We start from the raw sequence: 23,253 nt of genomic DNA on the forward strand, positions 1-23,253 counted from the left end.
CTCGAGGGTCAGGCCCCGCGGGCGTGGGCGGGGGCGGGCTTCATCGGCGCCTCGACGTCCGGCGCCCGGCGCAGGTGCGGCGACAGGCGCCATTCGACGGCGAGGATCACGCGGGTGACGACGAAGTTGATGAAGAGGTAGATGGCGCCGGCGACGACGAACACCTCCACCGCGCGGAAGCTCTGCGCGATCAGCCGGTGGGCGAGGCCGGTGACCTCCATCAGCGTGATCACCGAGGCGAGCGAGGTGGCCTTGACCATCAGGATGATCTCGTTGCCGTAGGCCGGCAGCGCCTGGCGGACGGCGATGGGCAGCGTGATGCGCCGGAAGCGCTGGAGCCGCGACATGCCGCAGGCCTTGGCCGCCTCGATCTGCCCGTGGGGCACGGAGAGGAGGCCGCCGCGGAAGATCTCGGCGGCGTAGGCGGCGGTGTTGAGGGTCAGCGCGAAGACCGCGCAGTAGAACGGCTCGCGGAAGAACCACCACAGGCCGATGTCCTGCAGGGCGGGGCGGAACTGGCCCAGCCCGTAGTAGATCAGGAAGATCTGCACGAGGAGCGGCGTGCCGCGGAAGACGAAGATGTAGCTCTGCGCCGTCCAGTCGAGCACGGCGACGCCCGAGAGCCGCATCGTGGCGAGCAGCAGCGCGAAGGCGGCGCCGATCGTCAGCGACAGGCCCGCCAGCTCCAGCAGCAGCGGCACCCCCTCGATCAGCGTCAGGAACGTGCGGCCCATGAAGGCGAGATCCATCAGGCCGCCCTCCGCACGCCGCGCATGGCGCGGTTCTCCGCCTTCTGGAAGGCGATGGTCGAGATCGTGGTGAGCGCGAGGTAGAGGATCGCCGCCGCGAGGAAGAAGTAGAACGGCTGGCGGGTCGAGCCCGCGCCGATCTGAGCCTGGCGCAGCAGCTCGACGAGGCCGATGACCGAGATCAGCGCCGATTCCTTGAGCGCGAGCTGCCAGACGTTGCCGAGACCCGGGATCGCGTAGCGCATCACCTGCGGCACGACGATGCGCCGGAACATGAGGGCGCGGCTCATCCCCACCGAGCGCGCCGCCTCCAGTTCGCCCTTCGACAGCGAGAGATACGCGCCGCGGAAGACCTCCGCCTGATAGGCACCGTTGACGACGCCGATCGCGAGCGCGCCGGTGACGAAGACCGGCAGGCCGAGGAAGCCGTCGTAGCCGAGCATCCGGCCGAGGTTGGTGAGCGCCAGCGAGCCGCCGAAATAGAACAGGTAGATGACGAGCAGGTCGGGAATGCCGCGCAACACCGTGGTGTAGGTGTCGCCGATCGTCGCTGCGAGGCGCGAGCGCGACAGTTTCGCCGCCGCCGCGAGGGCGCCCAGCACCGATCCGACGAGGAAGCCGCAAACCGCGACCGCCAGCGTCACGCTCGTCGCGAGAAGGAGCGCGGGCCCCCAGCCGCGCTCCCCGAACCCCACGATCTCGAAGAAACCGATTGGCGTCATGTGGTCCCGCAGCGTCCCGGCGCCGGTGCGCCGACGGGACGTCCGTTGGGCGGCGTCAGCCCGCCGGGGTCATGTCGAGGCCGAACCACTTCTCCGACAGCTCCTTGATGGTGCCGTCGGCCTTGGCCTCCTCGATCGCCTTGGTGAACATGTCGCGCAGGTCCTCGTTCTCCTGGCGCACGCCCACCGCCACCCCGCGGCCGAGCACGCCGCCCGACAGGCCGGGGCCGACGATCTTCATGTCCGCGAACTCGGGCTTCTGCATCGTCGCGTTGAAGGCCGAGTGCGCCGCGAAGATGCCGTCGAGGCGCCCGGCGGAGAGGTCGAGATCGTGCTGCTCGGTGGTGCCGTACTCGCGGATCTCGACGATGTCGCCGAGATACTCGGTGAGGAAGTTCGCGTTCGTGGTCGAGCCCTGCACGCCGATCACCTTGCCTTCCAGCATCGGCGTCCATTCCGCGATCAGCGCGGCGACCGCGTCCGGATCGCTGTCGAGCGAGAGGCGGCCCTCGCCCGGCAGGTCCGCGAGGGGGCTGTCGGCCATCACCGCGAGCCCGTGCGGGCCGCCGGCGTAGGGGATCGAGAAGCCGATCACCTCGAGCCGCTGGTCGGTGATGTTCATCCCGGCCATGATGGCGTCGTACTTGCCCGACTGGAGCGAGGGGATGATGCCCGCCCAATCCTGCACGACGATCTCGCAGGTGACCTCCATGCGTTCGCACAGGGTGTTCGCGAGATCGATCTCGAACCCCGCCAGCGTGCCGTCGGGATTCGAGAAGTTCCACGGCGCGTAGGCGCCCTCGGTCGCGATGCGGACCGTCTCCCAGCCCTGCGCGGCGGCCGGCTGAGCCGCCAGCGCGAGCGCCACGACGGCGCCCGCGAGCCCCGGCCCGAAGGCCTTCGTCTTCGACATGCTCTCGTTCCCCTCTGGAGGGATCCGCTTGGTACGGATCTCCTGTCCCGGACGCTTGCCGCGTCCATTGCTGCCTACCTAACAGGCAGGGTGTCGGGGCTGGCAAGCACTACTTTTTTGCTGGACAGGCGGCAAACCGCCCAAAAAACGAGCGAATTAAATCATAGGTGGCGGAGCCGAAGGCCCCGCCACCGTGCGCCATGGCCCGATCGGCTCACATCGCGGGGGTCAGGTCCGTGCCGAACCACTTCTCCGACAGAGCCTTGATGGTGCCGTCGGCGGCCGCGGCGGCGATCGCCTCGTCGAAGCGCCCGCGCAGTTCCTCGTCCGCCTGGCGGATGCCGACGCCCACGCCCCGGCCGAGGATGCCGCCGACGTAGCCCGGTCCGACGATCGAGAACTCGCCCTGGAACTCCGGCTTCTGCATCGTCGCCTGCAGCGTCGGCGCGTCCGCCAGCACCGCGTCGAGGCGGCCGGCCTGCAGGTCGAGGTCGTGCTGCTCGGTGGTGCCGTACTCGCGGATCTCGGCGACGTCGGCGAGGAACTCGCGCGCGAAGTTGGCGTGCGTGGTCGAGCCCTGGACGCCGATCGTCTTGCCCTCGAGCAGCGGCTTCACCGCCTCCAGCGCGGCCATGGCGGCCTCGGTGTTGGTGTCGAGGTTGAAGCGCTCGCCGGTGCCCGGCATGTCGACGAGGTCCGAGCCGTTGGGCACGAGGAAGCCGTTGGGCGAGAGCGTGTAGGGGCTCGAGAAGGAGATCACCTCCTCGCGCTCCGCGGTGATCGACATGCCGGCCATGATGGCGTCGTAGCGCCCGGAGGTCAGGCCGGGGATGATGCCGTTCCAGTCCTGCGCGATGATCTCGCACTCCGCGCCCATGCGCTCGCACAGGTCGCGGGCGAGGTCGATCTCGAAGCCGTCGAGCGTGCCGTCGGGGTTCGAGAAGTTCCACGGCGCGTAGGCGCCCTCGGTCGCGATGGTCACCTCGTCCTGCGCCGTGGCGGCGCCGAGCGCGAACGCGGAGGCCGCCACCGCGAGGCCGAGCGTCTTGAGAAAGCGCATGTCGTTCTTCCCTCGGATGTCTTGCTTCTCCGGCCCCCTTCCAGGGGCCGGGCGGGCCCCCTCGGCCCGCGGATGGCGCAACTCAAGCCGCTCGGGCGCCCGCGGTCAATCGCGCAGAGAGGGCGCTCTGCTCATCAGCGACAGAATCTCGAGCAGCATCTGCCCGGCGACGTGGGCCGTGTTGGTGGTCGCGTCCCATTGCGGCGCGACCTCGACCACGTCCCCGCCGACGATGTCGAGCCCCGCGCAGCCGCGCATCAGCGCGAGCACCTCGCGCGGGGTGAGCCCGCCCACCTCCGGCGTGCCGGTGCCGGGCGCGAAGGCGGGGTCGATCGAGTCGATGTCGAAGGAGAGGTAGGTCGGGCCGTCGCCGACGACGGCGCGGGCCTTCTCGACGATCGCCGGGATGCCGAGCGTGTCGACCTCCTCGGCGTGGATCATCGTCATCCCGCTCTCGGTGGAGAACTCCCAGAGCCAGTCGGCCGAGCCGCGGATGCCGATCTGGATGGTGCGCTCGGGGTCGAGCACGCCGTCGAGCACCGCCTGGCGGAAGGGGCCGCCGTGGTGGAACTTCGTGTCCTCGTAGGGGCCGGACGTGTCGGCGTGGGCGTCGATGTGGATCATGCCCACGGGCCGCCCGGCGCCCACCGCCTTCAGGATCGGCAGCGAGATCGAGTGGTCGCCGCCCACCGCCAGCGTGCGCACGCCCGCCTCGACGATGCGCCGGGCATAGGCCTCGATGTCGGCGTGGCAGCGCTCGAGCGAGAAGCGGCTGTGCATCGGCACGTCGCCGACGTCGGCGACGCGCAACTCGTAGGTTGGCAGCGCCCTCAGCACGTGCTCGTAGGGGCCGATGCGCTCGATGCCGCGCACGGCGCGTGGGCCGAAGCGGGTGCCCGTGCGGTTGGTGACGCCGAGGTCCATCGGCACGCCGAAGATGGCCACGTCGAGACCGGCGAAGCCTTCGGCGAGCGCGTTCGGGCGGTGCGGCGCGCCCAGGAAGGTCGCGACGTCCGCGAAGGGCCAGCGCCGCCGCTCGCCGTCGCGGAACTGGGTGTCCGCCACCGTCTTGAAGGCGGGATCGTGGATGTCCCCGCCCTTGGCCTCGCCGTAGCGGGCGCGCAGGCGCGCGAGCTTCTCGTCGTCCATCCCGGTTCTCGCCCTCGCGTCCCGATCGATCCGCCCCGATCAAAGCACCGCGCGCGCCGCTTGGGAAGCGAAGCGCGTGGGGCCGGGACGGTCGTCGATCGGAGGTCTCGCAGCCGATGCCGGCGTGGCGGGACCTCGGCTTCCTCTAGGGAAGGCGGTGGCACGGCGTGTCGGGCGGCTCTGGCCCGAAACGTGACAGGGCCGCCCCGCGAGCCGGCGGCCGCGTACCCGGCACCGCCGTCGCCTCGGGCGCCGTGACGCGTCCAACTCCTTGCCGGACATGAGCTTTCCGAAAGGGAATGCGAACCCGCGCCGTCGCCGCGCCGCGATGCCGCCGGCTGGCATGGAAAATTCTAGTCGAATTCGACGAGCAATGTGCCGGTCCCGGATCGGCACAGGTGGCGCGAGGCTTCCGGATGACGACCGTCAACGAGCAGGGTGTCCTTTCCCCATATCCCAAGCGGTTGCGGCGTGCACCCGCGACGGCGGGCGTGCTCGCCGCCGAGACGCTCGTGATCGTGCTGGCCTCCTTCCTCGCCGGCATCGCCTGGCACCTCGCCGCCTACGGCCGGATCGGCCCGCTCGACCTGTTCGCCCGCGACGGCGCCTCCGTGGCGATCCTGTTCCTGCTCGTGTCGAGCCGCGCGCCGGGCTACCCGCTCTCGATCCTCCGGGAGGAGGCGCCGGGCCCCGCGCTCGCGGCCTCCTGGGCGGTCGCCTTCTCCGCGCACCTCGGCATCGGCTTCCTCGCGAAGTCGCTCGACGAGGTCTCGCGCGGCTCGACGCTGCTCTTCCTGCCGCTCGGCTTCGTCGCGCTCGCCTGGCTGCGCACGGTGCTCGCGCGCACGTTCGGCAACCAGGACTTCGGCGGGCGCGTCCTCGTCGTCGGCAGTCCCGCGCAGATCGCCCGCTTCGGCGCCGACGACCGGGCCCAGCGCTATTCCTGCGTCTCCCTGCCGCTCGCCGACGCCGATCGCTGCGACACGCCGGCCGGCCGCCGGCGGCTCGACGAGCGCATCGCGTCCGGCGTCGCCATGGTGCGGACCTTCGACTGCGACCGCGTGCTCATCCTCGTGCCGTGGGAGGAGCGGGCGGCGATGGACGCCTGCATAGAGGCCTTCCTCGACACGCCGGCGACGATCCACGTCGCGACGCCGCCCGGCTTCGAGACCTTCGCGCGCGCGGCGCGCTACGACGCCGAGCCGCTGCCGAACCTGCGGGTCGCCGGCGCGCCGGCGGGACCCGTCGTGCATGCCACCAAGCGCGTGATCGACGTCGTGCTGTCGGGCCTCGCGCTGTTCCTGCTCGCGCCGCTGCTCGTCGCGATCGCCGTCGCGATCCGGCTCGACAGCCCCGGGCCGGCGCTGTTCGCCCAGACCCGGCACGGCTTCAACCAGAAGTCTTTCCGCATCCTCAAGTTCCGGACGATGACGGCGCTCGAGGACGGGCCGACGATCGTCCAGGCCACCCGCGACGACCCGCGGGTGACGCGGCTCGGCCGCCTGCTGCGGCGCTACAATCTCGACGAGCTCCCTCAGCTCGTGAACGTGCTCAGGGGAGAGATGTCCCTCGTCGGGCCGCGCCCCCACGCCGTCGCGCACGATCTCGAGTACCAGCGCCAGATCGCCCGCTACGCGCGCCGCCACAACGTCAAGCCGGGCATCACCGGCTGGGCGCAGGTGCACGGCCTGCGCGGGCGGACCGAGACCGTCGCCAGCATGGAGCGGCGCGTCGCCTTCGACCTCTACTACATCGAGAACCACTCGATCCTGCTCGACCTGCGCATCCTCTTGATGACCCTCTCGCCGCGGGCGTTCCTCAATGCCTATTGAGGGGACCCTCCGCGCCGTCCGCGCCCCCGGAGCAGAGCGCCGGTTCGTCGAGCACGATGCGAGGGTCGAGGGGCGCCAGGTCCTCGACGAGCGCCGCGTCGGCCTCTGTCGGCGCGCAATTCTCGGCGACCCACAGCGGGTTCGCGGCGCCGTCGGCCCGCGCATAGTCGACGCGGTTGCCGGCGACGAGATGATCACGGCAAGCGCCGCCGTCCCCCGCCGCCTTCCAGACGTAGATCCCGACGTTGGTGAAGGGCCGAGCGCGCGCCACGACGACGTTGTCGCGGACGGAGACCTCCGTGCCGCCGGCGACGCCGATGCCGTACTGGCCGGGATCGACGAGGACGTTGCCCTCGACCCGCACCCGCCCGCCGCCGTGGTCGCCCACCAGGATGCCGCCGCCCGACGGGCTCGGCCCGCCGCCGAGGACGCGGTTGCCCGCGACGCGGATCGGCGAGGCCGCGGTGCCCTCCGAGCGGAAGAGGTTGATCGCGTCCTCCGGCGCGCTGCGGCCGGGACGCGAGACGATCGTGTTGCAGGCGATCGCGTTGCCGGGTCCCGCGATCTTGTCGAACTGCACGCCCTGGCCCCGCGGCATCGGCCCCTGCACGTCGACGAACCAGCCACCGCGCACGACGACGCCGCTCGAGCGGTGCGCGTAGACGCCCGACGCCGCCCGCTCGACGCTGCCGCCGAGCACATGCACGTCGGTCGAGCCGTCGATGACGACTCCGCTCTCGGTGGTGTCGGCGATGGCGAGGTCGCGCAGCACGACCGTGCGCGCGCCCTCGATGCGCACGCCCGCGCCGCCGCAGCCGGTCACCGAGAGGCGCTCGAGCACGACCCGCGCGGCGCCGCGCACGATCACGCAGTCCCCGTCCGCGCCCTCGATCCGGATGTCGCGCAGGACGACGTCCTGGCGGCCCGCGACGACGATCGGCCCGGCTCGCGTGCAGGCCTCGCCGCAGCCGCTCGCCGGCCGCTCGCGCAGGAGCGCGTCGGCGAGCGCGCTCACGCGATCGGTCTGCGCGTGCGCGGGGAGGGCGCACACGGCGAGCGCCGCGAACGCGGCGGCGCAGAGAGCCTTCGACCGTCCGCCCCGTTCCATCGTCTCGACCCCCACCCGTCCCACTCGCGATCGAGGTTCCGGCCGTGAAGACGCACACGCCCCCGCCCCGCTGCCGCATCCTCGGCGTCGACGTCGCCATGGTCAACGTCCGCCGCGCCCTCGACGAGGTCGCGGGCTTCGTCGCGCGCCGGGAGACGCGCACCGTCTGCTTCAGCGACGTGCACTCCATCATGCGCGCGCAGGAAGACCCCGCGCACCGGGCGGCGCTCGCGGCCGCGGACCTCGTCATGCCGGACGGCCAGCCGCTCGCCTGGACCGGCCGGCTGCGGGGCCACGCGGGCGTCGAGCGCGTCTGCGGCCCGGATTTCCTGACCGCGTTCTGCCGCGCCACCGCGGCGCAGGGCTGGGGGCACTACTTCTACGGCGGCGCCGACGGCGTCGCGCATGCGCTCGCCGAGCGGCTCGCCGCGCAGGCGCCGGGCCTCGTCGTCGCGGGCGCGGAGACACCGCCGTTCCGCGCGCTCTCGGAGGAGGAGCGGCAGGAGACCCTCGCGCGCATCCGCGCATCGGGCGCGCGCGTCCTGTGGGTCGGGCTCGGCTGCCCGAAGCAGGAGAAGTGGCTCCACGACAACGGCCCGGCGCTGGAGGGCATCGTCTGCCTGGGCGTCGGCGCCGCATTCGACTTCGCCACCGGCCGGGTGCGCCGCGCGCCCCGCGTGATGCGCCGGCTCGGGCTCGAATGGCTGCATCGTCTCGCGAGCGAGCCGCGCCGGCTGTGGCGCCGCTACCTGGTGCTCGCCCCGCGCTTCGTGCTCGCGACGCTGATGGAATCCCGCAGCGGCCGCGCGCGGCTGCCGCCGGCCGATCCGCGCATGTCTGGGTGAAGGCGGGAGAGGCTCCCCTCTCGGCGAGGGAAAGGGGAGAGCGCCGCGTGAAGCGCGCGCTATGCCGACCCGAGCGACGGACCACGTCGGCGGCGCCCCGCCGGGGTGCGCCCGCAGCCCGACGGTTCGAGCCCACCGAGGCGGGCGGCGAGCGGGCGGACCACCCCCTGGTCGAGCGCGATCGGCCCCAGCCGGCGCCAGCGCGGCCGGCGGAAGCGCACGTCCGTGACCACGAGGGAGCCGAGCCGGTCGATGTGGTGCTGGCCGTTGGCGTCCGGCACCCAGCCGAGGTCGACGGCGTCGATCTCGTGCTCGCGATAGGACTGCGGAGAGAGCTCGTCGATCCGCATGAACCGCAGCCGGTCGCCGTAGTAGAACCGGTTGTCCTGCGCGCAGCGCACCAGCCCGCCCGCCTCGTCCTCGAAGATGCGCCCCGCCATGCGCGCGCGCGAGACGTCGCGCACGACCGGGTTCAGCGGATGTGGATGCCACGTGCCGCTTCGGAAGTCGTCCGACCAGAACAGGTGCAGCTCGTGGCAATGGTCGGGGGCGGCGCGCCGGTCGACGTTGGTGAACATCCACCAGCGGTCGGCGCCGCGCCAGAGCACGGTGTCCGACGCCGAAACGCCCGTCATCAGGTCGCGGTCCTTGACCCAGCCCAGGGGAAAGCTCTCCGCGCGCCACAGCTCGATCGTGCCGTTGGCGCTGCTCTCGGGGATCATCCAGCGCTCCCCGTCGACCCGGAACACCATCGGGAACGACATGTGATACGGCTGCGCGATCGCCACGCCGAGATCCTCGATGTCCCCGTCGCGCAGGCGCAGGACCGAGATCTCGCCCTTCTCCGGCGTGCCGCCGATGGTCTCGTGGAAGACGTAGACGTCCTCCCCGTCCTCCTCCAGGCACGGGTCTGCGCGGAAGGGGCCGGTGACGAAGCGCGGGCGCGGGGGCGCGCCCGTCGTCGCGGTCTCGTCGAGGTCGAACAGCGCGAGCTGCCAGCGTTCGTCGTAGACGAGCTTCTGGGCGACCCGCAGGCCGAGCCGGGCGAGGCAGCGAGCCAGCACCCAGGGGTAGATCGGGCGCGGCCGCAGCCAAGCCGGCGGCGGGGCGCCCGTGACGGGAGCCGGTAGGCGGCGCTCGGCGGCTAGGGCCACCAGCGCATCGACGACGAGCGTCGCCGCACGGGCCTCCAGCCGCCGGCGGTTCTCGTTCCAGGACGGTCGGAAGGTCTTGCAGAGCGCCTGAGCGATGGTGATGCCCGCGGCCGCCGAGCCGGCCTCGCCGCCGGTCGCGACGATCGCGAGCCGTGAGAGCGGGTCGTCGGAGGCCACCGAATAGTAGCCGAAGGGGCCGGCATCCGGCACGGGGACGCCATCGACCTCGAGGGTCCAGACACCGAAGCGCGGCGCGACGTCGCGGTTCCCGGGGGCGTTGGCGCTCAGCGTCAGCACGACGTCCGGCCGCGCGGGCGGGACGCCGGCGCCGGGGGCCACGGGCACGAAGGCGTCGCCGTCGTAGCCCTGGCGCAGGAGCGGCGGGTGCCAGACCCGACGCGACACCACGCGCTCGATCGCGTCGGCGATACGGAAGCCGGGTCCCGGCCGGCGCCGCCGGCCGCGGCCCGCGGATCGGGCCGGGAACGCCGCGACGTGCAGCGCGACGCGCGCGTCGGCGCGCAGCCGCTCGATCACGTCGCCCTGCCAGCGTGGGATGCGCGGCGCGTCGACGAGGAGGAGGACGCGCAGGCGATCGTCGGGCGCCATCTATACCTCCGTCGGCTCCGCCCCGGTCACGGTCTCGTGCGGTGCCGCGCCTGGACCCGGCTCGACGCCGAAGATGTCGAGGAGCCGCGCCTCGAACGCCTCCTCGCTGAAGGCGGAGAGGTAGCGCGTGCGAGCGGCGCGACGGTCGGCCAGGAGGCCGTCCCGGTCGGCGGCGAGCGCCGCGATTCGCGCCGCCATCAGCCGCACGCGCTCCTCGGGAGGCAGCCCGCGGTCGACGACGTCGTCGGCGAAGCGTGGGCCGACCATCTCGGGAATGCCGCCCTGTGTGAGCACGATCGGCACGAGCCCGTGGGCGAGGGCCTCGATGAGGGCGAGGGGCGCGTGGTCGTGCTCGCTCGGGTAGACGAAGACGTCGAGCCGGCTCAGGAACTCGGCCTTTCCGTCCTCGTCGGGGTTGTAGCGGGTCTCGGTGACGTCCGAGAGGCCGGCGGCGCGCAGGCGCGCCTCGAGCGCCGCTTCGTCGAGCTCGACGGTCGGGCTGCCGCCGATGGCGAGGCGGATGTCGTGCCCCGCCGCGCGCGCCGTCGCGGCGGCGTCGATGGCGGCGAGCACGCCCTTTCGCGGGTCGAAGCGCCCGAACCAGCCGACCCGCAGCGGACCCTCGCGGGCGAGCACCGGCTCGCCGGGATCGAGCGCGTGGTTGTAGAGGAGATGCACGTCGCGGAAGAGCCCGCTCTCGCGACCGATCCGGGCGGTCTCGCCGGTGATCGCGACGAGCTCGGTTCCCGCGAAGGCGCGGCGCAGGAAGGCGTCCTTGCGGCTCGTGCCCTCGATCGTCGCGTCGAGCCCTTCGCAGTGGACGTGCACGAGCACGCGCTCGGCGACGCCCTTGGCCAGCACCGCGACCAGCGCGTCGCGCACGGCCGTGTGCGCCCAGGGCGTGAAGGACAGATAGGCGGTGTCCGCGCGCCTGCCGACGAGCCGGCGCGCGAGAAGGCGGGCGAGGAGCGCCGCGAAGCCGAGGAGCTTGCCGGGCGTCTTCCTGCCGATGTCGGCGATCGTGCGCGCGCTGCCGCCCCACAGGTGCTCGACGGCGACGCGTCCGTCCGCCTCGAGCAGGCGCCGGATCGCGTCCGCGACGAGGGTCGCGCCGTGGCGCGGCGGCGGCAGCTGGACGAGGAAGAGCGACGTCGCCTTCCTGCCGACGCGGCTCGACCGGCGATGCTCTGGCGTGCTCATGCGTCGGTTCCGGTCCTCAAGGGCGCGCCCGCGGCCCGTGCCTCGTCGAGCACCCGCGACACCGCGGCCGCGATCTCGGCGGGGGCCGCGTCGGGCATGGTCGGGTAGAGCGGGAGCGTGATCACGCTGCGCGCGAACACCTCCGAGCGCGCGAGGCCCGACGAGGCGACGCCGGCGAAGGCCGTCATCTCGTGGGCCGGCGGGTAGTGGAGGCTCGTCTGGATACCGGCCGTCGCGAGGCCGGCGCGCACCGCGTCGCGCACGTCCGGGTCGACGACGATCGCCGCGACGTGGGCCGCCCCGGCGCCGTCCCGCGCCGCCGCGCCGAAGACGTAGCGCGCGCCCTCGGGGGCAGCCGCGAACGCCTCGGCGTAGGTACGCGCGAGCGCACGCCGGCGGGCGTTCGCCTCCGGCAGGCGCTCGAGTTGGACGGTGGCGAGCGCGGCGCGCAGGTCGTCCATCCGGTAGTTGAAGCCGGTGTCGACGACGTCGTAGGTCCCGAGCCGCCGAGAGTGGCGCTCCCAGGTCAGCGAGGTCATGCCGTGGGACCGCAGGGAGCGGATACGGGCGGCGAGCGCGTCGTCGTTCGTCACGACCATGCCGCCTTCGCCGCAGGTCATGTTCTTGTTGGAGAAGAACGAGAAGCAGCCGACGTCGCCGATCGTGCCGAGGAATCGGCCGTCCGGCGCCGTCTGCAGCGGGGCGTGGCAGGCGTCCTCGATCAGCCGAAGCCCGCGGCGCCGGCAGATCGCCTCGAGCTCCGCCATCCGCGACGGGTAGCCGGCGTAGTGCATGGCGACGACGGCGACGGTGCGCGGGCCGATGCGAGCCTCGACCTCGGCGGGATCGAGGGTCGGTTCGTCGAGGGAGACGATGTCCCCGAAGACCGGCGTCGCCCCGCTCGCCACCGTCATGTTGGCGGCGGCGATGAAGTTGATCGAGGGTTGGATCACCTCCTCGCCGGGCTCACGCCCGATCCCGAGCGCGGCGTAGGCGAGATGGAGGGCGGCGGTGCCGTTCGTCACGGCGATCGCGTGGCGCACGCCGTGGAGCTCTGCGAAGCGCGCCTCGAAGGCGGCGGCCCGCGGCCCCGTCGAGAGCCAGCCGGAGCGCACGCAGGCGACGAGCGCCTCCTCCTCCGCCCGTCCGAGGTCGGGGGTGGAGAGCGGATGGATCCAGTCGCTCATCAGGCGGCTCCGAGGTTGAGGTCGGCCGCGCGGGTCTCGACGAGCTCCTGCGCCCGGGCGTAGTCCTCGGGGCGGCCGATGTCGAGCCACATCGCATCATTGCGGTAGACGCGCACCGTCTCGCCCGCCGCGATCAGCCGCAGCACGAGATCGGGGAAGTCGAGGTACTCGCCGGCGCGGATGTGGGCGAGCACGCGGGGGCTGTACGCGTAGATGCCCATGGAGACGTCGTGGGACATCTCCGGCTTCTCGCGGTAGCCGACCACGTTGCCGCCGTCGTCGACCTCGAGCACGCCGAGGTCGATCTTGATGCTGCGGTTGTGTGCCGCGATCGTCAGAGCCGCGCCCGATGCCGCGTGGTCGCGCAGCACCGCGCCGTAGTCGATGTCGGTGAGCACGTCGCCGTTCATGACGAGGAAGGGCTCGTCGAGCCCGCCGACGCTCGCCAGCGAGCCGGCGGTGCCGGTGGGCGCCTCCTCGTCGACGAAGTCGATGTCGATCTTCGCGCGCAGCGAGGCCTGCTGGTCGACGAAGGCGCGGATGAGGCCCGAGAGGTGGCCCAGCGTCAGCGTCGCGCGGCCGAAGCCGCAGGCGGCGAGCTGGTGGAGCACGAGTTCGAGGATCGGCTTGTCGCCGAGCGGCACGAGGGGCTTGGGCAGGCTCGCGGTGTAGGGCCGCAGCCGCACGCCCTTGCCGCCGGCGAGGATCACCGCGCGGGGCTTGCCCGCCGTGCCGCGGGCGATCGCCGCCGCCCCGCCGCGCAGGCCGGGAAGCGCGTAGTTGCCGTAGAAGTCGCGCCGCTCCTCGACGTCCTCGAAGACACGGTTGGAGAGCGCCTCGAGGATCTCGTCGATCCCGTCCTCGACGGAGTGGATCGGCTCGATCATCAGCGTGTCGCGCATCTTGGCGAAGCTGACGCGGTAGTTACGCGGGTCGTTCGAGGCGCTGACCTCCGTCACCCGGGCCTGCGGCAGGCGCTGGCGGATCAGCTCGACGATGCTGCGCTTGGTGTGATTGTTGCGGTCCGCGCCGACGTTGAAGGTCTCGAAGCTCACGGTCTCCCGCGGCATGCGCAACACGCGGTCGATCACGCGCGCGAAGTCGCGCACGTGGCAATAGGGCCGCCAGGTCGTGGCGTCGTAGACGGCGAGTTCGCGGCCGAGGAAGAGCTCACGGGTGAACTCGTTGACCGTGAGGTCGAAGCGCATGCGCGGCGCCAGCCCGAAGGCGGTGGAGAAGCGCAGGATCGTGACGTCGTAGTCGACCTCGCCCCGCAGCGAACCGAGATGACGCTCGATGCCGACCTTGGCCTTGGCGTAGAGCGACAGCGGGCGCAGCTCGAAGCTCTCGTCGGCGATCCGGTCCTCCGAGATCATGCCGTAGTTCGAGCAGGTCGAGACGAAGATCACCTTGTTGAGCGCGCGCCCGTCGAGTGCGGCGATGAAGGAGAGCATGCCGCGCTCGTTGATCGCGGCGGACTCGTCGGGGAACTTCTTGGTGATCGGGTCGCCGACGAGGCCGCCCAGGACGACGACGTCGCTCACGCCCTCGAGCGCCCGCGCGACGACCTCGCGATCGCCGAAATCGCCGTGGAGAAACGCGTAGCCCTCGCGCGCCGCGAGCCCCATCGAGGCCGGGCCGTTGCGGTAGACGCCGAGGTCGAGGTTGCGCACGCGGTAGCCGCGGGCGAGCAGGTGCTCGATGACGGGAATGCCGACGTAGCCGCCGCCGCCGACGACGAGCACGGTGCGGGCGCCGCCGTCGCCACGCTGGGCGCGACGCCGCTCCTCCTCCGCCTCGATCGCGGTCACGACGTCGCCGGGAAGCGCGCGCTCGTCCCCGCCGATCGGCGCGAACGGGGCGCTCGGGGTCTGGCTAGTCCACATTGGTACGAACTCCCACGCTGATCTGTCCCAGGGCGATACGAGATCCGACACTCGCCGCTCCGTTGCCGGAACCAGTGCAAATCGAGCACCATTTTCGGCGTCTCGATCGCAAAATTCCTCTACGTCATGCGGTGCGTAGCGCCCGCTGCTGCGGCTGCGGCGTGCGGGCCGGCGCGAGGACCTCCGCCGCGAGCGCGATCGCGACGCCGAGGCAGGCGCCGCCGATCGCCGCCAGCAGCGCCAGCATCACGGGCGGCAGGCTCGCCGGGCGGCGCGGCAGGCTCGCGGGGGAGAGGACCCGCGCGGTCGGCAACTGCAGGCCCACCTGCTCGGTGACCTGGTTCATGCGCGAGAGGTAGTCGTTGAGCACGCCCTGGCTCGCCACCGCCTCGCGTTGGAGGGCGCGCAGCTCGATCATCCGCTCGTCGAGCGCGGTGGTCCGCGAGGCGGCCTCCTCGACGCGCGCCAGCATCTCCCGCTCGCGGTCCTCGGCGATGCGGAACTCGTCGCGCACGCTCTGGGCGGCACGGGCGAGTTCGCGCCGCAGCTGCGCCTCCAGCCCCTCGACCTGCTCGCGAGCGCGGACCATGCGCGGGTGGTTCGGCAGGAGCTCGCTGGCGAGTGCCGCCTCGCGGTCGAGCGCCTCCGTGAGGGCGGCGCGCAGGCTCTGGACGGTGCCGGACGAGACCGCCTGCGGCAGGGCGTCGATTCCCGCCTCGCCGCGCGCGACCCGCTCCACGGCCTCCAGCCGCGCGCGCGCCGCGGACGCGTCCGCCCGGGCCGCGGCGTATTCCTGGTTCAGGAGCGCGAGCTGCTGGCCGTCGATCTCGGTCTCGCCGGCGCGCACGATCCCGTTTCGTCGGGCGAAGTCCTGGACGGCGGCCTCCGCCTCGCGCACCCGGGTGCGCAGGCTGTCGAGGCGCTCGTCGAGGAGGCGCCCGGCGCGGCCGAGCTCCTCCGCCTCGGTGCGGGATTGGTCGTCGAGGTAGGCGGCGACGACGGCGCGCGCCACCGCCTGCGCCCGCTCGGGCGTCTGCGCGAGCGCGGAGACCTCGAGCACGTAGGTTCCGGGAACCCGGTCGACGGCGACCGCGCGCGCGAGCGCCTCGACCGCGCGATCCGCGGAGCCGCCCTCCCGGGCCGCCTCGCCCGAGACGAGGGCGCGCAGCCGGGCGACGAGGCCGGGGCTCTCGGCGGCGGGACCGAGCGCGGCGTGCGCGGCGGCGAGCACGTTGTAGGAGGTGATGATCGCCGCCTGGCTCTCCAGGCGCACGATGTCGGGCGTCTGCGCGCCCGGCGCGAAGGCGCCCGGCACGACCGCCTGTTCGCGGGGATCGATCATCACCCGCGTCGTGGACTTGTAGGTCGGCGGCGTCAGGACGCCGTATGCGGCACCCATCGCGGCGCACGCGAGGGCGAGCGCGAGGATCGGGAGGAGCCGCCGGCGCAGCCGCCCGACGAGGCCGGCCGCGTCGCGCACCGCCGACGCGAGGTCGTCGCCCAGCGAGCGGGTGTCCGCGGCCTCGACCTGGCGGGGCAGCGAGAACACGCGGTCACGCTCATCGATCGGTGGGGCCGACATGGGCTTCTCCCTTGATGGCGAAGGTGCGGATGCAGGCGGGGTCGTGGCGCAGGGCGAGCCAGGCCCACACGGCGGTGACGCCGGGCAGGTGGTACATGCCCGTGATCGCGACGTTCGAGCAGACGATCATGACGAAGACGAAGAACAGCCAGGCATCGAATTGCTCGGTGGGCGTGCGCGGGCTGCGGCGGGGCCGCAGGCGGGCGATGAGCAGGACGACGAGCACCGCGCCGAGGATGCCGAGCCGGAAGCCGGCCTGGACGACGGAGTTGTGCACCCCGATGAACAGGAAGTCCGGCTCGTCCGGGCGCTTGAGGGACCAGGGCTCGGCGTAGAAATAGTAGACGCCGCGGATCGCCTCGCGCCCGAAGCCCACGCCCACGCCCCAGGTGTCGCGCACCGCGAGCCAGGCGTCGCCCCAGAACACCGCGCGGATGCCGTTGTTGGCGTCGAGCGCCAGCAGCGGCTCCCAGAACAGCGGCGCCACGAAGCCGGTCGCGAGGAACAGCAGCAGCCCCGCCAGCGATCCGAGCACGAGCAGGCGGCGCGTCCGGAAGACGAGGAGCGCGAGGTAGGCGAGGGCGGTGTTGAGGTGGGTCGTGAGCGCGATCAGGATCGGCACGACGACGAGCGGCGCGATGCCCGAGAGCGAGTGGAAGGCCCACCAGCCGATCAGCGCGGTGAGGATCAGCTCGGCGCCGGAGAAGCTGTTGAGCAGGAAGTAGCTGTGCCCACCCTCCAGCGGCTCGCCGTAGAGGGTGAGCACGAGCGGGTTGATCACGAGTCCGCCGATCACGCCCGCCGGCACCAGGACGCGCTTGACGAGCGCGGGGTAGCGCGCGAGCACGATCAGCGCGTTGACGTTCGCGGAGACGAGGATCGGCATGGCGATGTAGCCGACCGACTGCTGCGCGATGGCACCGCGATCGTAGACCTGCGTCCACGCCGCGGGCAGCGCGCCGGCGTAGGAGAGGGCGATGTAGACGCTCGCGAGGATCGGCAGCGCGATCATCGCGCCGGGCAGGTACGCGCGTCGGGCGCAGACGATCGACAGGAGCGCCGTCGCGAGCAGCACCGCCAGCGCCGGCACGCCGAGATGGCGCGATATCGGCCAGCCCCAGACGTACGCGACGAAGACGACGACGTAGAGCACCGTCGCGAGCAGGCTCGCGGACACGGCGCCGCCGCCGGCGGCGGCCGCCGTCGACGCGAGAGGGCGGGGCGCCTCGGGGCGGGCGGCGGGCGCGGCGGCGGCACTCGTCATGCGCCGTCCTCCTCGACGAGGCCGCCGCCGACGCCGCGCAGGGCGAAGCCGGTGAGCAGCGCCGCCTCGACGACGAGGGCGAGGCTGAAGGCGATCGCCGCGCCGTGGATGCCGAGCGCGTCGGCGAGGGGGAAGAAGGAACCCAGCGCCACCGTCGAGGCGACGATGCTCGCGGCGAGCAGCGCGGCGCTGTCGCGCTTGGCCTGGAGCTGGAACATGAACGGATAGGCCGCGATCATCGCGGCGTAGCCGACCGCGAGCACCGGCAGCGCCGAGGCGTAGGGGCGCCATTCCGGCCCGAACAGGCCGACGACGAGCAGCTCGTCGAAGACCGAGGTGAAGCCGACGAGCGCCACCGCCGCGGGGATCGTCAGCGCCGCGAGCGACGCCGTGTAGCGCGCCAGTGCCTCCGGCCCCTCGGCGACGAGCTTGCGGCTCGCCATGCCCGGCACGACGTTCTGCATGGTCTGGAGCGCGATGTGCGAGACGCTGAGGATCTGGTGGAGGACGCGCAGGCCGCCGACCGCCGTCATGCCGAGCGCGCTGCCGGCGAGGACGTAGATCAGGTCGAACCCCGCGCGCCGCGAGCCGGCGAGGACGACGAGCCAGCGCGAGTAGGTCCAGGAGCCGCCGGCGGTCTTCGCCAGAGCCCGGGGCGACAGGCTCGGCCGCACGCCGCTCGCCAGGATGCCCACGACGAGCACGACGAGGCTCGCGAGGCCCGCGGCGTAGGCGAAGGCGTAGGCGCCGCCCGCGCCGCCCGGCGCGTCCGCGATGCTCCACCCCAGCGCGGCGATGGCGAAGAGCCCGCCGAAACGCAGGATGTCGAGGCACAGCGCGAGCGGGCCGCGCTCGTCGAGGAAGAGGAGCTTGCGCACGAACTCGCAGGCGAGGAAAGGCACGCCGAAGGCGGCGGCCGCCAGCGCCGCGGGCCACACCGAGGCCCAGCCCAGGGCCTGGAGCGCGGCAGCGACGGCGAGGCCGAGCGCCGCCATCGCGACGAGGAAGACGAGCGCGAGCGTCAGCATCCGCCCGGTGAAGCCGTGGTCGCCGCGGCTGCGCGCCTCGTGCGTGAAGACCTGGAGCGGCACGACCGCCAGCGCGAGCTGGAACTCGAGCGCCACGAAGACCGCGATCCAGATCGCCGCCCACAGCGAGAAGTCCTCCGGGCCGAGAGCGCGGGCGAGGAGGATCGAGGTCGCGAAGCTGCCGCCGGACACGACGGCCTGGTCGAGCACCGCCCAGACGAACGAGGTCGCGTCCGGCGACCGCAGGCGCGTCAGCGACAATTTTCGCTCATTTTGATACATCTCGCAGCCCGCACGGTCCCGTGTCGACGCATCTTCACCGGCGTAGGGGCGGTGGAGCCGGCGTCGTGCCCCGGGGCAGCAAGCGGCATGCCGCTCGGTCGGGCGCGCCCGCTCAGGCGCGCTTGCGGGGCCGGTCGCGGGACGTGCGGTCGCGGGGCGTGCGGTCGCGGGGCGTGCGGTCGCGGGAGGGGCGCGGGTCGTCGCGGCGGGCGCGGGCGAGGAGGCCGCGCAGCTCGGCGATGCGTCGATCGAGGCCGAAGCGGGAGCGGAAGGCGAGATCGGCGACGAGAATCGCCACCCCCGCCGCGAGGCTCGCGACGAAGGGTGCGGTGAGGATCGCGGTCGGGAGGCCGAGCGCCGGTGCGGCGATCACCAGGAACGCTGCGCCGACGACGAGGGCGATCGCGACGACGAACATTCGGCCCTCCTCCTCCCGGCTGCGCTGCCCCGGCGCTCGACCGGCCGAGGCAGCATGGCGCGCGCACGTGAACGGATCGTAACCCCGCCCGTTCCGTCCAGACGCGCCTCCGAACCCCGACGCGCCTCCGAGTTCAGGCCGCGGTGCGCGCCGCCTCGCCCTCGACGACGCCCGGCGCGAAGGCCAGGGTCGCGGCGTCGCCGGCGAGCATCGCCACCTGCAGGGCGCTGGGCTCGTGCGGCGTCGCTACGACGACGAGGTCGAACGTGGTCTCGACGAGACGTAGCATGCACGAAGCGTGCTCCGCGCGCCAGCCCCGCGGATCGTGCGCGTCGGCGAGATGCGGCAGCCGCACGGCCTGCGCGGCGAGGGCGGGCTGGAGGTCGATGAGGCGCCCGACGGAGTGGGCGTCCTCGCCCAGATCGAAATGGGAGAGGATGCCCGTCGTCACGCTCGCGTCGACGAGAAGCACGCGCAGGCCCGAGGCCGAACCCGCGTCCGCCAGCGCGATCGCGGCCGGATCGCCGCCCGCGTCGAGTTCCGCTGCATGGACGAGGACGCGCACCCGCTCGCCCGCCGCGAGCGCATCCGCGAGCCGATCCCAGGTCTCGGCGAGCGCCGCTGCGTCGTGCCGGGGCGGCGGCTGTCGATGAACGGGCGCGCGGACCGCTGCGGGGTCGGGTTCGGCGAGCGCCGCGATCGCCGGCGCGGCGGCCGACGCCGGCGTCGCCGCCTGCGATCGGCGATCGGCGCGGCGCGTGCCGGGAAGCCGCAGGGCCGTGAGGAGGTAGGCGAGGAGCGCGCCCGCGCCCGCGCCGATCGGCTCCCACGGCAGAGCCGCGCCGGCGGTGGACGCCTCGATCCGCGGGGCGAGCAGGGGCGGGGACTGGAGCGGCGGGGACGGGACGGGCGGAGCCGAGAGCGCGGAGGCGGGCGCCGCCGCGTCCGCCCGCTGCGCAGCCGTCCCTGCCGATCCGGCGGGGGCGTTCCGATCGAGGCGCGCCAGCCGCTCGCGCGCCGCGTCGAGCGCCCCGCGCGCGTCCTCGCGGGCGGCGTCGGCGGCGGCGAGGAGGCGGTCGCGGGCGCTCTGGAGCTGCCGCAGCGCGGCGGCGCGGCTGGGATGGCGCGGCCCGTAGACCTCCTGCGCGTCCGCTGCCGCGATCGAGGCCTCGACGTAGCGCGCGGCGGCGGCTTCGACGGCCGGCGGCAGGCCCTGAGCGCTCGCGAGCCGCTCGGGATCGCTCGCCTCGCCCAGGCGCCGGAGGGTGGCACTCGCCTCGTCGCGCGTGCGCAGCGCGTCGAGGCGCTCGGAGAAGTCGGCGGCCGGCTGTGCGGGCGCCGGAGAGGGGGAGTGTGGCGCGACCGCGGTGACTGAGGGTGCGGGCTCGCGCGCGGTCCACAGGAGCGTGTAGGCGGCGGCGGTCGCCAGCGCCGCGGCGGCCTCCGGCGTCTCGCCGGTGGCGCGCAGAACGCGCCGGTCGCCCTCCTCGACGATCTCCGCACCCCGCGGAAGCGCATCAGCGGCCGGCGGCGCTCCGTCGCGCGCGAGGTCGACGGAAGCGAGATAGGGCCCGGACCCCGGCGGCTCGATCGCCGAGGCGATCACGAGCCCGAGGCCGGCACCGGCCGCGACGAGCGCGGCCCTGGCCATCCCGGCGAGCAGGAACATGAGACGCTGAAACTCCGGGCCGAGCGGTCTCGGCGTTGACCCCATGGAACGCAGATTACGGTTAATCCCGGCTTAAGCGGACGCCCGCGCCGCGCTCCTCGCGTCCCGCCCGTCCCGTCGCGGCCGCCTCGCGGGAGGCATCCGTCCACGGGCTGTTCCACTCGCCGGGAGGATGCTCTAGAACCGTGCCCCACGGCACGACGCACCCCTCAGCGAGGAGCACGAGAGATGGCGAAGGTAGCGTTCCTGGGACTGGGCGTGATGGGCTACCCCATGGCGCGGCATCTGGCGGCCAAGGGCCACGAGGTCATCGTCTACAACCGCACCCAGTCCAAGGCGGAACGCTGGGTCTCCGAGCACGGCGGCGCCTTCGCCAAGACGCCGCGCGCGGCCGCGGAAGGCCAGGAGATCGTGTTCGCCTGCGTGGGCAACGACGACGACCTGCGCGAGGTTACGATCGGCGAGGAGGGCGCATTCAAGGGCATGGCCAAGGGCGCGGTCTTCGTCGACCACACCACCGCCTCCGCCGAGGTGGCGCGCGAGCTCGCCGCGCTGTCCTGGGAGAAGGGGTTCGGCTTCGTCGACGCGCCGGTCTCCGGCGGCCAGGCGGGCGCGGAGAACGGCGCGCTCACCGTGATGTGCGGCGGCGACGAGGCGACGTTCGCGCGGGTGGAGCCCGTCATCCAGGCCTACGCCAAGATGTGCCGCCTGATCGGCCCCGCGGGCTCGGGTCAGCTCACCAAGATGGTCAACCAGATCTGCATCGCCGGCGTCGTGCAGGGACTCGCCGAGGCGGTACATTTCGGCAAGCGCGCGGGCCTCGACCTGGAGGCCGTGCTCGACACGATCTCGAAGGGCGCCGCCGGCTCCTGGCAGATGGAGAACCGCTGGAAGACGATGGCCGAGGGCGAGTTCGAGTTCGGCTTCGCCGTCGACTGGATGCGCAAGGACCTCGACATCGTCCTCGACGAGGCGCGCAAGAACGGCGCCACGCTCGCCCTCACCGCCCTCGTCGACCAGTACTACGCGGACGTCCAGAAGATGGGCGGCAAGCGCTGGGACACGTCGAGCCTGGTGGCGCGGCTGGAGAAGTGAGAGGGGGCTGCCCGCCGTACGGACAGGGCGACACCAGCGTCCCGCCGCCACGGAGGTCCGCGAAAGCGTGACGTGATCCCGTCGTGCAGGCCGGTTAGGGTCTCCCCTCTCCACGAGGGAGAGGGGAACCGCGTCGCGGCCCACTTCTGCCGTCCGCGTTCCTCACACCGCCTTGAGCAGAACGTGCTTCTTGCGGCCGAAGGACAGCTTGATCACGCCTTCGCGCAGGTCCGCCTCGCCGAGCGTCGCGGTCGCGTCCGTCACCGGCGCGTCGTTGACGCGCAGGCCCCCGCCCTTCACCTGGCGCCGCCCCTCGCTCATCGAGGGGACGAGGCCGGCGTGGTCGGGGCCGAACGCCGTGAGCACGCCGAGGCCCTCGGCGAGGCGCGCGCGCGGGATCTCGACCGTGGGCAGCGTGTCGGCCAGCGCGCCCTCCTCGAAGGTGCGACGCGCCGTTTGCGCCGCCTCCTCCGCCGCCGCGCGGCCGTGGAGGAGGGCGGTGGCCTCGGTGGCGAGGATCTTCTTCGCCTCGTTGATCTCCGCGCCCTCGAGCGCGGCGAGGCGCGCGATCTCGTCGAGCGGCAAGAGCGTGAACAGCTTGAGGAAGCGCTCGACGTCGGCGTCCTCCGTGTTGCGCCAGAACTGCCAGTAGTCCCACGGCGAGAGCATGCTCTCGTCGAGCCACACGGCGCCGGCCGCCGTCTTGCCCATCTTGGCGCCGGACGCGGTGGTGAGCAGCGGGCAGGTCAGCGCGTAGAGCTGGTGCGTGCCCATGCGCCGGCCGAGGTCGATGCCGGAGACGATGTTGCCCCACTGGTCCGACCCGCCCATCTGCAGGTTGACGCCGTGGCGCTGCGCCAGCTCCACGAAGTCGTAGGACTGGAGCAGCATGTAGTTGAACTCGAGGAACGAGAACTCGCTCTCGCGATCGAGTCGCAGCTTGACCGAATCGAAGGAGAGCATGCGGTTGACCGAGAAGTGCCGGCCGACGTCGCGCAGGAAGGCGATGTAGTTGAGCGCCAGCAGCCAGTCGGCGTTGTCGACCATGACCGCGTCGCGCGCGCCCTCGCCGAAGCTCACGAACTTCGAGAAGACGCGCTTGATGCCCGCCTTGTTCGATTCGATCTGCTCTTCGGAGAGGAGCTTGCGCGCCTCGTCCCGTCCGGTCGGGTCGCCGACGCGGGTGGTGCCGCCGCCCATCAGCACGATCGGCTTGCCGCCGGTCTTCTGGAGCCAGTGCAGCATCATGATCGAGACGAGCGAGCCGACGTGCAGCGACGGCGCCGTGCAGTCGTAGCCCACGTACGCGGTGATCGCCCCCTCCAGAGCCTTCTCGTCGAGCCCCGCGTAATCGGAGCACTGGTGGACGTAGCCGCGCGACTGCAGCGTCGCGAGGAAATCCGACTTGAGGGTGAGTGCGGTGGGCGCGCTCATGGCGTCTCTCTTTCCGTTCGCCTCTTCGTGGGGAGGAGCCCCGGATCGTCCGGGACGCGAGGCCTTT

At 72.8% G+C, this 23,253-nt stretch carries 19 protein-coding genes; 3 read left to right on the plus strand and 16 right to left on the minus strand.

Translation table 11 applies throughout. The features are described 5' to 3' along the window. Nucleotides 1-8: 8 nt before the first annotated feature. From AB9M23_RS04530 to speB, 5 genes are all read right to left on the minus strand, one after another. The gene (locus tag AB9M23_RS04530; RefSeq protein ID WP_372422874.1) at nucleotides 9-749 is read right to left on the minus strand and encodes an ABC transporter permease; all 741 of its coding nucleotides are present in this window, start codon (nucleotides 747-749) and stop codon (nucleotides 9-11) included. Further along, nucleotides 749-1,471 (minus strand): ABC transporter permease, encoded by a 723-nt coding sequence (locus tag AB9M23_RS04535; protein ID WP_372422876.1) that lies wholly within the window; start codon nucleotides 1,469-1,471, stop codon nucleotides 749-751. Before AB9M23_RS04535 ends, AB9M23_RS04530 begins: the two co-directional genes overlap by 1 nt. Nucleotides 1,472-1,526: 55 nt before the next feature. After that, nucleotides 1,527-2,384, minus strand: coding sequence for a transporter substrate-binding domain-containing protein (locus tag AB9M23_RS04540; protein WP_372422877.1), 858 nt, complete (start codon nucleotides 2,382-2,384; stop codon nucleotides 1,527-1,529). A gap of 214 nt (nucleotides 2,385-2,598) precedes the next feature. Continuing rightward, nucleotides 2,599-3,444, minus strand: a complete 846-nt coding sequence (locus tag AB9M23_RS04545; RefSeq protein ID WP_372422879.1) for a transporter substrate-binding domain-containing protein — start codon at nucleotides 3,442-3,444, stop codon at nucleotides 2,599-2,601. A gap of 105 nt (nucleotides 3,445-3,549) precedes the next feature. Beyond that, nucleotides 3,550-4,593, minus strand: coding sequence for an agmatinase (gene speB, locus AB9M23_RS04550; RefSeq protein ID WP_372422881.1), 1,044 nt, complete (start codon nucleotides 4,591-4,593; stop codon nucleotides 3,550-3,552). A gap of 416 nt (nucleotides 4,594-5,009) precedes the next feature. On the opposite strand from speB, the gene AB9M23_RS04555 reads away from it, so the two are divergent. Then, entirely contained in the window at nucleotides 5,010-6,425 is a 1,416-nt protein-coding gene (locus tag AB9M23_RS04555) for an exopolysaccharide biosynthesis polyprenyl glycosylphosphotransferase (protein ID WP_372422883.1), read from the plus strand. On the opposite strand, the gene AB9M23_RS04560 is transcribed toward AB9M23_RS04555, so the two are convergent. Next, complete coding sequence (locus AB9M23_RS04560; RefSeq protein ID WP_372422885.1) at nucleotides 6,412-7,440, minus strand: right-handed parallel beta-helix repeat-containing protein; 1,029 nt, start codon at nucleotides 7,438-7,440, stop codon at nucleotides 6,412-6,414. The two genes, AB9M23_RS04555 and AB9M23_RS04560, sit on opposite strands and share 14 nt — an antisense overlap. Before the next feature lie 137 nt (nucleotides 7,441-7,577). Here AB9M23_RS04560 and AB9M23_RS04565 point away from each other — a divergent pair, with 137 nt between their 5' ends. Continuing rightward, nucleotides 7,578-8,378: a WecB/TagA/CpsF family glycosyltransferase gene (locus AB9M23_RS04565; RefSeq protein ID WP_372422887.1), complete on the plus strand. Its 801-nt coding sequence runs from the start codon at nucleotides 7,578-7,580 to the stop codon at nucleotides 8,376-8,378. A 59-nt stretch (nucleotides 8,379-8,437) separates the two neighbouring features. Here AB9M23_RS04565 and AB9M23_RS04570 read toward each other — a convergent pair whose 3' ends face one another. The 9 genes from AB9M23_RS04570 to AB9M23_RS04610 form a co-directional block, all read right to left on the minus strand. Further along, on the minus strand, nucleotides 8,438-10,141 hold the full coding sequence (locus AB9M23_RS04570; RefSeq protein ID WP_372422888.1) for a glucosamine inositolphosphorylceramide transferase family protein: 1,704 nt from the start codon (nucleotides 10,139-10,141) through the stop codon (nucleotides 8,438-8,440). Then, a complete protein-coding gene (locus tag AB9M23_RS04575) occupies nucleotides 10,142-11,341 on the minus strand; it encodes a glycosyltransferase (RefSeq protein WP_372422890.1) in 1,200 nt (399 codons plus the stop codon). Continuing rightward, a complete protein-coding gene (locus AB9M23_RS04580; protein WP_372422892.1) occupies nucleotides 11,338-12,528 on the minus strand; it encodes a DegT/DnrJ/EryC1/StrS family aminotransferase in 1,191 nt (396 codons plus the stop codon). Before AB9M23_RS04580 ends, AB9M23_RS04575 begins: the two co-directional genes overlap by 4 nt. Beyond that, nucleotides 12,528-14,414 carry a sugar phosphate nucleotidyltransferase gene (locus tag AB9M23_RS04585; RefSeq protein WP_372422894.1) on the minus strand — a complete coding sequence of 629 codons (1,887 nt, stop codon included), beginning with the start codon at nucleotides 14,412-14,414 and terminating at the stop codon, nucleotides 12,528-12,530. Before AB9M23_RS04585 ends, AB9M23_RS04580 begins: the two co-directional genes overlap by 1 nt. Nucleotides 14,415-14,538: 124 nt before the next feature. After that, a complete protein-coding gene (locus AB9M23_RS04590; protein WP_372422895.1) occupies nucleotides 14,539-15,996 on the minus strand; it encodes a GumC family protein in 1,458 nt (485 codons plus the stop codon). Continuing rightward, complete coding sequence (locus tag AB9M23_RS04595) at nucleotides 15,974-17,260, minus strand: O-antigen ligase family protein (RefSeq protein WP_372422897.1); 1,287 nt, start codon at nucleotides 17,258-17,260, stop codon at nucleotides 15,974-15,976. The genes AB9M23_RS04590 and AB9M23_RS04595 overlap by 23 nt, the downstream gene beginning before the upstream one ends. After that, nucleotides 17,257-18,549 (minus strand): lipopolysaccharide biosynthesis protein, encoded by a 1,293-nt coding sequence (locus AB9M23_RS04600; protein ID WP_372422898.1) that lies wholly within the window; start codon nucleotides 18,547-18,549, stop codon nucleotides 17,257-17,259. The genes AB9M23_RS04595 and AB9M23_RS04600 overlap by 4 nt, the downstream gene beginning before the upstream one ends. 133 nt (nucleotides 18,550-18,682) lie before the next feature. Then, a complete protein-coding gene (locus AB9M23_RS04605; protein ID WP_372422899.1) occupies nucleotides 18,683-18,988 on the minus strand; it encodes a hypothetical protein in 306 nt (101 codons plus the stop codon). 133 nt (nucleotides 18,989-19,121) lie between these two features. Then, nucleotides 19,122-20,657, minus strand: a complete 1,536-nt coding sequence (locus AB9M23_RS04610) for a hypothetical protein (RefSeq protein WP_372422901.1) — start codon at nucleotides 20,655-20,657, stop codon at nucleotides 19,122-19,124. 228 nt (nucleotides 20,658-20,885) lie between these two features. Between AB9M23_RS04610 and AB9M23_RS04615 the strand changes: the two genes are divergently transcribed. Beyond that, entirely contained in the window at nucleotides 20,886-21,752 is an 867-nt protein-coding gene (locus AB9M23_RS04615; protein WP_372422903.1) for an NAD(P)-dependent oxidoreductase, read from the plus strand. Nucleotides 21,753-21,914: 162 nt separating this feature from the next. On the opposite strand, the gene tyrS is transcribed toward AB9M23_RS04615, so the two are convergent. Further along, nucleotides 21,915-23,186, minus strand: a complete 1,272-nt coding sequence (tyrS, locus tag AB9M23_RS04620) for a tyrosine--tRNA ligase (protein WP_372422905.1) — start codon at nucleotides 23,184-23,186, stop codon at nucleotides 21,915-21,917. Between the last annotated feature and the right edge of the window lie 67 nt (nucleotides 23,187-23,253).

Source organism: Salinarimonas chemoclinalis, assembly GCF_041514305.1.
Lineage (GTDB): Bacteria > Pseudomonadota > Alphaproteobacteria > Rhizobiales > Beijerinckiaceae > Salinarimonas > Salinarimonas chemoclinalis.